The sequence below is a fragment of the Micromonospora sp. NPDC047620 genome, assembly GCF_043205005.1.
GTDB lineage: Bacteria > Actinomycetota > Actinomycetes > Mycobacteriales > Micromonosporaceae > Micromonospora.
This window is the reverse complement of sequence record NZ_JBIDDG010000026.1, coordinates 43,234-57,050: the sequence shown is the minus strand read 5'-3', so window position 1 is coordinate 57,050 and position 13,817 is coordinate 43,234. Positions and strand designations below refer to the sequence as shown.

8 protein-coding genes are annotated in these 13,817 nt (G+C 70.4%); 7 read left to right on the top strand and 1 reads right to left on the bottom strand.

Translation table 11 applies throughout. The features are described 5' to 3' along the window. Positions 1 to 20: 20 nt before the first annotated feature. From ACGF5C_RS26465 to ACGF5C_RS26450, 4 genes are read left to right on the top strand one after another with little or no spacing between them, the layout of a single operon-like run. A complete protein-coding gene (locus ACGF5C_RS26465; protein ID WP_393305820.1) occupies positions 21 to 5,837 on the top strand; it encodes an SDR family NAD(P)-dependent oxidoreductase in 5,817 nt (1,938 codons plus the stop codon). Between the two features lies 1 nt (position 5,838). Beyond that, complete coding sequence (locus ACGF5C_RS26460) at positions 5,839 to 6,279, top strand: acyl-CoA thioesterase (RefSeq protein ID WP_393305818.1); 441 nt, start codon at positions 5,839 to 5,841, stop codon at positions 6,277 to 6,279. Further along, positions 6,279 to 6,830: a flavin reductase family protein gene (locus tag ACGF5C_RS26455; RefSeq protein ID WP_393305816.1), complete on the top strand. Its 552-nt coding sequence runs from the start codon at positions 6,279 to 6,281 to the stop codon at positions 6,828 to 6,830. Before ACGF5C_RS26460 ends, ACGF5C_RS26455 begins: the two co-directional genes overlap by 1 nt. Beyond that, a complete protein-coding gene (locus ACGF5C_RS26450) occupies positions 6,827 to 8,194 on the top strand; it encodes a cytochrome P450 (protein ID WP_393305814.1) in 1,368 nt (455 codons plus the stop codon). Before ACGF5C_RS26455 ends, ACGF5C_RS26450 begins: the two co-directional genes overlap by 4 nt. Here ACGF5C_RS26450 and ACGF5C_RS26445 read toward each other — a convergent pair. After that, positions 8,107 to 8,922: a helix-turn-helix domain-containing protein gene (locus ACGF5C_RS26445; protein WP_393305812.1), complete on the bottom strand. Its 816-nt coding sequence runs from the start codon at positions 8,920 to 8,922 to the stop codon at positions 8,107 to 8,109. The two genes, ACGF5C_RS26450 and ACGF5C_RS26445, sit on opposite strands and share 88 nt — an antisense overlap. Before the next feature lie 456 nt (positions 8,923 to 9,378). Here ACGF5C_RS26445 and ACGF5C_RS26440 point away from each other — a divergent pair, with 456 nt between their 5' ends. The 3 genes from ACGF5C_RS26440 (at position 9,379) to ACGF5C_RS26430 (ending at position 13,487) form a co-directional block, all read left to right on the top strand. Then, a complete protein-coding gene (locus ACGF5C_RS26440) occupies positions 9,379 to 10,098 on the top strand; it encodes a MerR family transcriptional regulator (protein WP_393305810.1) in 720 nt (239 codons plus the stop codon). A 468-nt stretch (positions 10,099 to 10,566) separates the two neighbouring features. Beyond that, entirely contained in the window at positions 10,567 to 12,480 is a 1,914-nt protein-coding gene (locus ACGF5C_RS26435) for a CRTAC1 family protein (protein WP_393305876.1), read from the top strand. Beyond that, positions 12,477 to 13,487: an enediyne biosynthesis protein gene (locus ACGF5C_RS26430; protein ID WP_393305809.1), complete on the top strand. Its 1,011-nt coding sequence runs from the start codon at positions 12,477 to 12,479 to the stop codon at positions 13,485 to 13,487. The genes ACGF5C_RS26435 and ACGF5C_RS26430 overlap by 4 nt, the downstream gene beginning before the upstream one ends. Positions 13,488 to 13,817: the final 330 nt, after the last annotated feature.

Genomic DNA, 13,817 nt, shown 5'->3' with positions numbered 1-13,817 from the left:
AGATCGGAGATTCGCTCAACATGACGAGGATCGCCATCGTCGGCATGGCATGCAGGTATCCGGATGCGACCTCCCCGAAGGAACTGTGGGAGAACGCCGTCGCCGGCCGGCGGGCCTTCCGCCGACTGCCCGACAGCCGGATGAGGCTCGCCGACTACTGGTCGGCAGATCCCGCAGCGCCCGACCGCTTCTACGCCCGCAACGCCGCCCTACTGGAAGGCTGGGAATTCGACCGGATCGCGTTCAAGGTCGCGGGCAGTACGTTCCGCTCCACCGACCTGACGCACTGGCTGGCGCTCGATGTCGCCGCCGCGGCGTTGGCCGACGCTGGATTCCCCATGGGCGCCGGCCTGCCGACCGAACGGACAGGCGTGGTCATCGGGAACAGCCTCACCGGGGAGTTCTCCCGCGCCAACCAGCTCCGGCTGCGATGGCCCTATGTCCGCCGGGTGCTCGCCTCCGCGTTGGCCGACGTGGACTGGAGCGAGCAGCGCCTGGCGGACTTCCTCGACCGTGTCGAGGTCGACTACAAGCGGCCCTTTCCGCCCATCGACGAGGACACCCTCGCCGGAGCCCTGTCGAACACCATCGCTGGCCGCATCTGCAACCACTTCGACCTCCAGGGTGGCGGCTACACGGTGGACGGCGCCTGCTCCTCCTCGCTGCTGTCGGTCACCACCGCCTGCCGCGCCCTGGTCGACGGTGACATCGACGTGGCGATCGCGGGCGGGGTCGACCTCTCGATCGATCCCTTCGAGATCATCGGCTTCGCCAAGACCGGAGCGCTCGCCACCGGCGAGATGCGGGTGTACGACCGCGACTCGAACGGGTTCTGGCCGGGTGAGGGCTGCGGGATGGTCGTGCTGATGCGGGAGGAGGAGGCACGGCGCGCCGGGCACCGGATCTACGCCACCGTGGCCGGCTGGGGGATCTCCTCCGACGGCAGGGGCGGCATTACCCGACCGGAGGTCGGCGGCTACCAACTGGCGTTGCAGAGGGCGTACGCGAGGGCGGGGTTCGGGCTGGGCACCGTCGCGTTGTTCGAGGGACACGGCACCGGAACGAAGATCGGCGACACGACCGAGCTGTCTGCCCTGTCCCAGGCCCGGCGGAAGGACAACCCGGACGCGGCTCCCGCCGTGATCAGCTCGATCAAGGCGATGATCGGCCACACCAAGGCGGCTGCCGGGTTGGCGGGCCTGATCAAGGCCACCATGGCGGTACACCAGGAGGTGCTGCCACCGGCGCTCGGCTGCCCGCAGCCGCACGAGATGCTCACCACGCCTGACCGGGCCCTGCGGGTGCTCTCCGAGGCCGAGCCGTGGCCGGCCCACGCTCGGGTGCGCGCCGGCATCACCGCTATGGGCTTCGGCGGCATCAACACCCACGTGGTGCTGGAGAAGCCGGGTGCCCGGCGGCCGCGGCAGCTCGATGCGCGGATGCGCGCACTCGCCGCAGGGGCACAGGACGCCGAACTGCTCGTGCTGGACGGCATGTCCTGGACGGCCCTGCGGGAGCGTGTGGAGCGGGTCGCCGCATTCGCCGGTGGAGCGTCCTACGGTCAGCTCACCGATCTGGCCGTGGCGCTGCGCAATGACCTGCGTGACCTGCCGTATCGGGCGGCCGTTGTCGTCACCGCCCCCGAGGACGCCGAACTCCAGCTCCGCCGGATCCTCGACGCCATCGACGCGGGGGAGACGACCCTGGTGTCGGGACTGGACCGGGCGTTCCTCGGTCGGGTCGGCGGCCGGGGCCGGATCGGTTACCTCTTCCCGGGCCAGGGATCAGGCACCGGTGTCAGCGGTGGAGCGCTGCGGCGCCGGCTTCCGGCCGTGGCTGCCGCGTACCGGCTCGCGGCGCTGCCATCCGACGGGGACACGATCGCGACCGAGGTCGCGCAGCCACGCATCGTCACCGGCTCCGTCGCTGGCCTGGCCGCGCTGTCGGCACTCGGCGTCGACGCCACCGTGGCGCTCGGCCACAGCCTCGGTGAGCTGACCGCGCTGCACTGGGCCGGCGTCATGGACGAGTCCACCCTGCTGCGTCTGGCCGTGGCGCGGGGCCGTGCCATGGCCCGGCACAGCGCGTCGGGCACGATGGCGGGGATCTCCGCCCCGCCTGAGGTCGTCGCCCGGCTCGTCGGCGACCTCCCGGTCGTCGTCAGCGGCTACAACGGCCCCGGCCAGACGGTCGTCTCCGGCGTGGTGGCCGCCGTCGAAGACGTCTGCCGCCGAGCCGTGGCCAGCGGGGTCACGGCGGTGCCGCTCGCGGTCTCCCACGCGTTCCACTCGCCGTTGGTTGCGCCGGCCGCTGACGCGTTCGCCGCGGAGCTGATCGGTGTCGAGCTCGGGCCCGTCGACCGGCGCGTCGTCTCGACCGTCACGGGCGGCCTGCTGCCCGCGACGACCGACGTGGTCTCGCTTCTGCACCGGCAGATCACCGAGCCGGTCCGGTTCAGCCAGGCAGTCGCCGCCGCGGCCGAGGAGGTTGACCTCTTTGTGGAGGTCGGGCCCGGCCGCGTGCTCTCAGGTCTCGCCGCTGGTGCCACCGACGTTCCGGCGGTGTCGCTCGACACCGACGACGAGTCGCTGGCGAGCCTGCTGAGGGTCGTCGCCGCGGCGTACGTGCGCGGGGCGGCCGAGATCCCCGAGCGGTTGTTCGAGGACCGCCTGGCTCGGCCGATCGACATGGGCGCGCCGGCCGCTGTCCTGAGCAGCCCCTGCGAGGCCGCCCCGCTCACCGACGCCATTGGGGGCCAGGGCGCCACCGTCGTCGAGCCCGTGGGCGGCGCTGCCGCCGCTGCGGCGTGGGCGGTGGACCCGACGCCGGCGGGCCCCGCAGCCGCTCCGGCGGAGGCGACGGTGGACCTGCTGCGTCGGATGGCCGCCGCGCGGGCGGAGCTTCCGCTGGAGATGGTGCGTCCGGACAGTCGCCTCCTGGACGACCTGCACCTGAGTTCCATCACCGTCGGGCACGTCGTCAACGAGGCGGCCGAGCGGCTGGGCGTGCCGGCGGCGCGTACCCCGTTGAACTTCGCGACCGCGTCGGTGCGTGAACTCGCCGAGACGCTCGACGAGTTGCGAGCGAGCGCGGGGGAGGACGCTGCGGAGGCGGCCCCGCCGGTGGCGGGAGCGGCCAGCTGGGCCCGGGCCTGGAGCGTCGACCTCGAGCCGGCACCGGTGCCCGACCCGGTGGAACCTGTCGGCGCCGGCTCCTGGCGGTGGTACGCCCGAGCGGACCACCCGTTCGCCGCCGCCCTCGTCGAGCGGCTGGAGAACGCCGAGGTGGGCCCCGGGGTGCTGGTCTGCCTGCCAGCGCGGTGCACGGCTGCTGACCTCGAACTCGCTCTCCAGGGTGCCCAGGTGGCGCTGGCCGGCGATGCGGGTACGCGGTTCGTGCTCGTGCAGCACGGCAGAGGGGCAGCGGGCCTGGCCAAGACCCTGCGGCTGGAGGCGCCCCACCTGCGGGTGACGATCGTGCACCTGCCGCCCACCGTCGAGGGGGCGGACCACGTCGTCGCGGAGGTTCGCGGCACCGACAGGTACGTCGAGGCGTACTACGACCACGACGGGGTCCGGCGGCTGCCGACGCTGCGCGCCATGCCCGTGCGACCCGACCGTTCCGACCAGCCCGTCGGCGAGTCGGACGTGCTGCTCGTCACTGGCGGCGGCAAGGGGATCACCGCCGAGTGCGCGCTGGCGGTGGCCGTGGACACCGGGGCCCGGGTCGCACTCCTCGGCCGGTCGGATCCGGCCGGGGACGCCGAGTTGGCGGCGAACCTGGAGCGGCTGGCGCACCACGGTGTGACGGCGCACTACGTCCGGGCGGACGTCACCGACCCCGCGCAGGTCCGTGACGCGGTCGACGAGGTCCGTCGGGTGCTCGGTCCGGTGACCGCCGTCCTGCACGGGGCGGGGATCAACGAACCGGCGGCGCTGGGGAACCTCGACTTCGCCGCGCTACAGCGTGCCTTCGCTCCGAAGGTTGACGGGCTGCAGGCCGTGCTGGACGCCGTCGAAACGCGGAACCTGCGGCTGTTGGTCACCCTCGGCAGCATCATCGGCCGCGCCGGCCTGCGGGGTGAGGCGCACTACGCGACGGCGAACGAGTGGCTGGCCGAGCTGACCCGTGCGTTCGGCGCGGAGCATCCCGGGTGCCGCAGCGTGTGTCTCGAATGGTCCGTATGGTCGGGCGTGGGGATGGGCGAGCGGCTGTCGGTCGTGGAGAGCCTGGCCCGCGAGGGCGTCACGCCGATCACCCCCACGCAGGGGGTTGAGCTGCTGCGTCGCCTGCTCACGGATCCCGCCGTGCCCCCCGTCGTGGTGATCAGCGGACGTACCTCCGGGATCGACACGGTCGGCTACGAGCAGGTGCAGCTGCCGCTGCTGCGGTTCCTGGAGCGGCCACTGGTCCACTACCCCGGCGTGGAGCTCGTGACGGAGGTGGAGCTGAGCCCGGGCAGCGACCTCTACCTGCCGGACCACCATCTCGACGGCAACCTGCTCTTCCCCGCGGTCATCGGCATGGAGGCGATGGCCCAGGTGGCGTCGGCGCTCACCGGCCGGTCGTCCGTGCCCGTCATCGAGAACGCGGAGTTCCTCCGGCCGATCGTCGTACCGCCCGACGGCACGACGCAGATCCGCATCGCCGCGGTCGTCACGGACAACGAGGTGGTGGAGGTGGTCATCCACAGCAGTGAGACCCGGTTCTCCGCCGAGCACTTCCGGGCACGTCTGCGCTACGAGGGCCTACCTGTGCCCGACGGCCCGCCTGCTCCCGGTCAGGTCGGGCTACCGGCGGTGTCGCTGCGTCCGGCGGAGGACCTCTACGGCGACGTCCTGTTCCAGGGCGAGCGATTCCAACGGGTCCTGCGGTACCACCGGGCGGCGGCCCTCGAGGTCGACGCCGACCTCGCGATGGTGTCGGTGGACTGGTTCGCGCCCTTCCACCCGAGCACGCTGGTGCTCGGTGACCCCGGGATCCGGGACGCGCTCATGCACGGCAACCAGGTCTGCGTGCCGCACGCCACGTTGCTGCCGGTAGGCGTCGATCGGATCCACGCCGCTGGGGGGCCGGTCGAGCCGGGGGAGTTCAGGTACTGCGCCATCGAACGCTCACGTGACGGCGACACGTACGTCTACGACGTGGCGTTGCGGTCCGTGGGCGGCAGCGTCGTCGAACGCTGGGAGGGACTGCGTCTGCGTGCCGTCCGCAAGACGGACGGACAGGGGCCCTGGGCACCCGCGCTGCTGGGCCCGTACCTGCAGCGCGTCGTCGCCGACGTGACCGGTGCCGGGATGGCTGTCGCCGTGGTACCCGACGACGAGTCGGCCGGCGGTGACCTCCGGGCGCTGCGTCGGTCGCGCTCGGCCCGGGCGTTGGCGCACGCCGCCGGACGGGTGATCCCGGTGCGGTACCGCAGCGACGGCCGGCCGGAGATCGACGGCGGCCAGGACGTGTCCTTCGCCCACGGGGCGGGGATGACCGTCTGCGCGCTGGCGCCTGCGGCGGTCGCGTGTGACGTGGAGCCGGTGGCGTCCCGGTCGCCGGTCGAGTGGCGTGGCCTGCTCGGTGCACACGCCGAGCTGCTGCCGTTGCTCACCGACCCTGAGGCGGGCGAGGACCGGGACGTGGCGGCGACCCGTGTGTGGGTGGCGATGGAGTGCCTGCAGAAGGCCGGGGAACCGCCGGTGGGCACCCTGACCGTCCTGCCGGTCGAGCAGCCCGGCTGGGTCGCCCTCAGTGCCGGGCGGGTCACCGTCGCGACCTTTGTCACGACGCTGCGTGGCCGGCCGGAACCGGTGGTGTTCGGCCTGTTGAGCAAGGAGGACCGATAGCATGTCGCGCTATTTCGAGTACCGGCACGTAGTCGGATTCGAGGAGACCAACCTCGTTGGCAACGTCTACTACGTCAACTACCTGCGCTGGCAGGGCAGGTGCCGGGAGTTGTTCCTCCGCGAACGGGCGCCCCAGGTGCTGGCCGACCTGCAGGCCGATCTGAAGCTGTTCACCCTGCGGGTTGACTGCGAGTTCTTCGCGGAGCTGGCCCTCTTCGACGAACTGTCCATCAGGATGCGGCTGGTCGACCTCGCGCAGACACAGGTCGAGTTCGGATTCGACTACGTGCGCCTGGACGCCATCGGCGCCGAGACGCTGGTCGCCCGGGGCATGCAGCGGGTCGCCTGCATGCGCGGACCGAACACGCGGACGGTGCCGACGCGGGTGCCGGATCCACTCGTCCGGGCGCTGACGCCTTTCACGGCTCGGGGGGATGCGTGATGGCCGCGCCGGATGGTGACCGGGATGGCCTGCCGACAAGGGACGAGGTGGACACCCGGCGGGCGCTGCGACGCGTCTTCGGCACCTTCGCCACCGGCGTGACGGTGATGACCGTCGGCGGTGACGAGCCGCACGGGATGACCGCCAACTCGTTCACGTCGGTCTCGCTCGACCCGCCGTTGGTGCTCGTCTGCGTCGACCGCACCACGATCATGCACCGCTGTCTCGAGACGGCGGCGTACTTCGGTATCTCGGTCCTCGCCGCCAGCCATGCGGGGCTTGCGCGCTACTTCGCTGATTCCCGCCGTCCGGTGGGGCCAGCGGAGTTCGCACGGGTTGCCGCGGTCGCGGGGGAGCGGACCGGGGTGCCGCTGATTTCGGACGCCCTCGCCTGGTTCGAGTGTGAGCTGTGGCGGCGCTACGACGGGGGGGACCACACGATCGTGGTGGGTCGGCTGCTCACGACGGCCCTGCCCGGTGAGGACGAGGCCCTGTTGTTCCACAAGGGACGGCTACGGGCCGTCGGCCCCGACCGGGAGGTCTCGTCATGACGCTGCTGGACGACCGACTGCTGTCCCCGCCCGGTCCGCCCCGACACGCCGCCCTGCGCATGCTGGCCGTCATGGCACGGGACCGGCTGGGCATGATCAGTGACGCGATCGACCGGTACGGGGACGCGGTCCGACTGCCCGTGGGGCACAAGAGCCTGCACATCTTCAACCGGCCCGACTACGCGAAGCACGTCCTGGCCGACAACAGCGACAACTACCGCAAGGGGATCGGTCTGGTCCACGCGCGGCGGGCGCTGGGCGACGGTCTACTGACCAGTGAGGGCGAGCTGTGGCGCAAGCAGCGCAAGGTGATCCAGCCGGCCTTCCATCCGCGGCGGATGGAGCGGCACGCCGACCTCATCGCCGTCGAGGCCGAGCAGTTGATGCGCCGACTGCGGCAGTGGCGTGGCGACGACCCGGTCGACGTGGTGTCCGAGTTCACCGGGCTGACGCTGGGCGTGCTCGGCCGGACCCTGCTCGACGCGGACCTGAGCGCGTTCGGCTCCATCGGGGACGAGTTCGCCGCCGTTCAGGATCAGGCCATGTTCGAGCTCGCCTCGCTCGGATCGGTGCCGACCTGGCTACCGCTGCGCCGCCAGCTGCGGTTCCGACGCGCCCGCCGCGAGTTGCAACGGGTGGTCGATCAGCTGGTCGAGCAACGGAAGGGCTGGGGGGACGGACATGACGACGTGCTGTCCCGGTTGGTCGTCTCCACCCGGACGGAGGCGGATCCGCACGTGGCACGGCGCCGGCTCCGGGACGAGCTGGTGACGCTGCTCCTCGCCGGCCACGAGACCACCGCGAGCACCCTGGGCTGGACCCTGTACCTCATCGACAACGAGCCTGAGGTGCGGGAGCGGCTCCGCGAGGAGGCGGACCGGGTCCTCGGCGGCCGCCTGCCGGCATACGAGGATCTGCACCACCTCCGATACAGCACGATGGTGGTCGAGGAGGCGATGCGGCTGTACCCACCGGTGTGGCTGCTGCCGCGCATGTCCGTGGCGGCTGACGTGATCGGCGGTTACCACGTGCTCGCCGGGTCCGACGTCGTGATCCTGCCGTACACCCTCCACCGGCACCCGGAGTTCTGGACGCGGCCGGATCGGTTCGACCCGGACCGGTTCGACCCGGCCCGCGTGCGTGAGCGGCCCCGGTACGCCTACATTCCCTTCGGTGCGGGGCCACGCGTCTGCGTCGGCAGCAACCTCGGCATGATGGAGGCGGTGTTCGTGCTGGCGATGATCGCCCGGGAGTTTCGGCTCTCGACGCTGCCCCGTCACCAGGTCGTCCCGGAGCCGATGCTCTCGCTGAGGATCCGCGCCGGGCTGCCGATGCTGGTGAGGGGTGTGGGTGCGATGGCGTGACGACGCTCCTGATCCTGGCGCATCCTCAGCACGACCTGCGGCGGCAGGTCGAGGAGTGAGAGCAGGGCCGGCGGGTCGAAGTCCCGCGGCGGGCGCATGGTCATCTCGGTCGCCTGGATGCTGCCGCCTCCGGCAATCCGGACCGGCCCGTACCGGGCCACCGCGGTGACCTGATCGGTCCGGTCCGGCTCGCTCGCCGGCACGTTGCGGCCCCTCAGGGAGTGTGCGATGAGATGCCACGATCCGGGGGCGACCCCGGAGAGCCGGTAAGTGCCGGGACGATCCATGACGGCCCAGCTCACCGGCCGTCCCTCGGCGATGGCGTCGGGGAACAGTCCGATGAAGATCGGCGCGGCGAAGCGCGGGCAGAACGTCCGTACCTCGCCGATGATGGTGGCGCCCGCCCTCGCCGGGACGGTCTGCTCCGTCGGCAGCGGTTCCGGATAGCGGTGGCGGCGGTACGCCGCGGGGGATATGCCGACGCTGCGGTGGAACCGCGAGCTGAAGGTGCCGAGGCTGGTGTAGCCGACCGACGTGCTGATCGCCGCCACCGTCAGCGAGGTGTTGATGAGCAGCCGTTTGGCCTCCTGGATGCGGATGGCTGCAAGAAACCGGCCCGGTGATATGCCGGTGAGTCGTCGGAAGAGCCGCGAGAAGTGATATCGGCTGAACATGGCCGCGGTCGCCAGGTCGTCGATCGTCAGGGGCTCGGCAAGCCTTTCTCGCATGGTCCACAACGCACGTCTTACGGCAATCTCGCCTATCAGCATTGCGCCCTCTTCCCAGCGTCGGGGCGCGAGTTGTCCGACTGCGTCGACAACGCTGCCCGACAGAGTTATTCGTAGGTTGGAAGTGATTGTTGAATTTATGGTTGTCGTTGTTGATCAAGATGTTGTCGCTAGATGTTATCGCCCGGAAATCGGTCCGGCAACCATGCGCCTGCTTTTCGATGGGCGGAGCGTCGACGAATGGTGACCGACAGTGATGGATAGTTGCGCTATCCGGCCCAGGAGATACGGTTTCCGGTTAGTCGCTGGCAAAAGCGACGGAAGTGGTAGGGCCGTACGGCGCAAGCTGCGGCGTCGGGTACCGGGGTGGCCCGACGGAGTCGAGGGCCGGATACCGGCGGTAAGGATGGCCGCAGCGGCAGGGAAGACTGCCGTGGCGAGGGAGGTGTGCCCACCATGCCGCCCACAACGGGCGAAACAGCGAATACGTGCTCGTCCTACCGAGCTGCGCGAACCGGACGCATGGTGGTGACGAAGATGAGGATTCGGGAGCTGAGCAGTCGGTCCGGCCTATCGGTGCCGACCATCAAATACTACCTACGGGAGGGACTTCTTCAGCCAGGGCGGGCGGGGGCGGCGGGCCGGCAACTGTACTACGACGAACGCCACCTGTCGCGGTTGAGACTGATCCGCATGCTGATCGTCGTCGGGCGGATGAGTCTGGCCTCGGTCCGGGAGGTCCTCCAGGCGATCGACAACCGGGGGCTGCCGCTCGCCGGGCTCTGCGCGGTGGTCAACGAGGCGCTGTTCGCCGAGGACGCCAGCCTGAACCTGGCGCCGGAGCGGCGCGGCGCCGCAGACCGTGTCGACTCCTTCGTGGACGGGCTGGGCTGGCGGGTGGCCGACACGTCTCCTGGCCGACGGACGCTGACGCGGGTGCTCACCGCTCTCGAACGGTTGAGCGGTGACGTCGACGCGGACGTCTTCGTGCCGTACGCCGAGGCCGCAGTGCGCCTGGCGGCTCTGGAGGCCGCGTCCATGCCGCAGACCCTGGACTCGGAGCGTGACGCCGCGACCGTGGTCGCGCGGGCGGTCCTGTTGGAGGCGGCGATGGCGGCGCTGCGCCGAATGGCGCGCGAGCATCTGGTCGGGCAGGCGGGCCGGCGCAGCGCCTGAGCGCCGGTGTGCCGCCGGCCGGTCGCCATGCCTCGCTGGCCGCTGCTGGTGCCGGCGGCGGCTGAGCGCCCGCCGCCGGCAACGGGGCGGCGCGAACCGCCACGGCATTGTGCAAGAAGACTCTGGTCGCTTTCCTCGGCCATGATGTTGTTGGTTCGGGACCACTCCGATAATGCGGGTCGCTGATTGTCGGGCGTACCGCCTCTCGTTTCTCCCCGGAAGGAGAACCGTCCTCCCGTGAAATAGGCGGACGGCCCGCCGACGATCACCGCCCACAACGCGGCCGACACGCGTACCGACTCGGATGGTCGTGACGGAATCTTCGTACGCCGAACGGGCGGCAGCGGTGGTCTCGAACCGTCGCAATTCGGCGCAGCGCGATGTCGTCGTACCGGCGCTGCCTATTCCGAGGAGGAGCCGTTGGCACCGCAACCGGTTGGCGTTCTACGCCGACTAATACCCGCGATCATGGTGCTCGCTCTGTTGGCCGGCTCATATGCCGTCGCCCGCCTGCCGTCAGCGTCGGCGGCAGACCGGGCGAGCCTGGCGTCGCAGTTCGAGTTCACGGAGTTGCCCATCGTGCTGCCGCCCGGGCTGCCCGTGCGCACCGTCCGTGCCGTCAACCCTCAGTACGAACACATCCGGTCATGGGTCTCCTCCGTCGGTGCCGCCGTCGCCATCAACGACCTGGACGGTGGTGGCGTGGCCAACGACATGTGCCTGGTCGACACCCGCAGCGACAGCGTGATCGTCACGCCCGCGCCCGGCAGTGGGAACGTCTACCAGCCCTTCGTCGTCGACCCCGCGCCGCTGCCGGTGCACTCGGCGATGGCGCCGATGGGGTGCGTCCCCGGCGACTTCAACGAGGACGGGTGGACCGACCTCCTTGTCTACTACTGGGGCCGGACCCCGGTCCTGTTCATGCACCGCGGTGGACGGGGCGCGTTGAGCCTGGGCAGCTTCCTGCCGACCGAACTCGTCGGTCAGCGCGGCGCCGGCGACGGCGACTACGACGGGCAACTCTGGAACACCAACGCCGTGTCCGTCGCGGACTTCGACGGGGACGGGCACGTCGACATCGGAATCTTCAACTACTTCCCCGACTCCCGTGTGCTCGACCCGGAGGGGCTGGCGGGCGTTCAGATGAACCACTCGATGTCGCACGCCCGCAACGCGGGCGGCGCCCACATCCTGCGGTGGACCGCCGCCCGCGCCGGGCAGCAGCCGTCGGTCACGTACGAGGAACAGAAGGCCCTGGACCCAGCGGTGGCCACCGGCTGGACGCTGGGTGCGGCCTCGGCCGACCTCGACGGCGATCTCCTGCCCGAGTTGTACCTGGCCAACGACTTCGGTAACGATCGCTTCTTCCACAACCGGTCGGTCCCCGGGCGGATCCGGTTCGAGCTCGTCGAGGGCGAGCGTGATCCGTTCACGCCGAAGTCGCTGGTCCTCGGTCACGACTCGTTCAAGGGCATGTCCATCGAGTTTGGTGACCTGGACGGCAGTGGGCGCTTCGACGCCTTCGTCAGCAACATCACGACGTCCTGGGGGCTTGAGGAGAGCACGTTCGTCTGGCGCAACACGGCCGCCAGCCCGCAGGCTGCCGGGTCGATGATGCGTGACGGCAGAGCCCCGTACGTGAACGTGGCAGCCGAACGCAACCTTGCCTGGTCCGGCTGGGGCTGGGACGCGAAGATGGCGGACTTCGACAACAACGGCGCCGTTGAGGTCGTGCAGACCAACGGGTTCGTCAAGGGCAGCCTGAACCGCTGGGCCTGGCTGCAGGAGTTGGCGATGGCCAACGACCTGATGCTGCGGGATCCGGCGATGTGGCCCAACGCCGGACCGGGTGACGACATCGCCGGCTCGCAGCCCGTCGCCTTCTGGGTGCCCGAGGGCAACGGCCGGTACGTCAACGTCGGCAGCGAGCTCGGCATGACAGACGACACCCCGAGCCGCGGCGTCGCCGTCGCGGACGTCGACGGCAACGGCAGCCAGGACTTCGCCGTCGCACGGCAGTGGGGACCTCCCACCTTTTACCGCAACACCACCGGCGATCTCGGCGACTTCATCGGCCTGCGGCTGTACCGACCCGCCGCCGCCGACGACGCGGTCGGCACTCCCGCCTACGGCGCCCAGGTCCGCGTCCGGACCGCGGATGGCCGGACCCGCCTGGCCCAGCTCGACGGGGGTGGCGGGCACTCCGGGAAACGTAGCTTCGAGATCGTGGTCGGACTCGGCGAGATCGGCGACCAGCCGGTCTCGGTCGAGGTGACGTGGCGAGACCTCGACGGCGTCGTCCACGCTCAGACGCAGGAGATGACCCGCGGCTGGCACAGCCTGATGCTCACGGACCAGGTGCGGGAGGTGAGTGGGCGATGAGCACGCGGTCCATCGACAGGCCCGTCGGCTCGGCGGGCCCGCGACGCACCGGCGGTGACCCGCCGTCGGCGAACCCTCCGACCTCGGCGGCACCCCGGGATCCGCGCTACATCGCACTACGCAACTTCGCGATCTCGATGACCGTCTTCAACATCCTCGGCTACACCGTCCTCGGCTTCGAACAGCCGTGGACCTGGCCCATCTTCGCACTCCTGGTCGGCTACTCGGCGGAGATCTTGATCGAGTGGGTTACCGCTGCCATGCACCGGCGTCGACCGGAGTTCGCCGGTGGCGGGCTGCGGGGGATGTACACGTTCCTGCTGCCGACACACATCACCGCCCTCGCTGCCAACATGCTCCTGTACGCCAACGACCGCTTCTGGCCCATCGCATTCGCGGTCCTCGTCGCGATCGGTCAGAAGGCGCTGCTCCGCGCGCCTATCAACGGGCGGATGCGGCACTTCATGAATCCGTCCAACCTCGGCATCTCGGCGGCACTGCTGGTGTTCCCATGGGTGAACGTCGCCCCGCCGTACCACTTCACGGAGCACGTCCCCGATGCGATCAGCATCGTCATCCCGCTCGTCATCATCACCTCCGGCACGGTCCTCAACGCCCTGCTGACCAAGAAGGTGCCGCTCATCCTCGGATGGGTGGGCGGGTTCGTCATTCAAGCGCTGGTCCGGCATTGGACGCTCGACGTGGCGCTGTGGGGCGCGCTGGTGCCGATGACCGGAGTGGCCTTCGTCCTGTTCACCAACTACATGATCACCGATCCCGGCACCACGCCGACCAAGGGCTGGAACCAGTTCGCCTTCGGTTCCGGCGTCGCTGCGGTCTACGGGATCCTGATCGCCTTCAACGTCGTCTACACGCTGTTCTTCGCGGTCACTATCGTCTGTCTCGTCCGGGGCGTGATGTGGTGGATCATCTGGCTGCGTCGCCCTGGCGGCAGTCGGGCGAGCGCAGCCGGGAGCGTGCCGGTGGGTGCGTCCGGGAGGGCATGACGTGACGCCGGCCGGTCGTCGATCCCGGCCGGCCCGTCGCCTCCGCGGCTCGCGAGCAGACGGCGCCTCACGCCGGCTGCTCGTGGGCTGTCGGCCTGCGAGCTGCCAGTCGGCCTGCGGGACGCTGCCGTTCGGCCGGCGGGCGGCCTGGCGGCCACGCCCGCTCTCCTCGGCGCGAACGATCGGGCGTGGCGGCGCGTCCCTGCCGCCCCGCTACGGCAAGGAGGGCTATAGCGTTTGCCGCTGGCGTGCTGTCTAATGGGACGTTCGGCCCTCATCACAGTCTGTCATCGCGTGACGACCGAAGGCCAGTTGCGCTGAGTGGCGGCT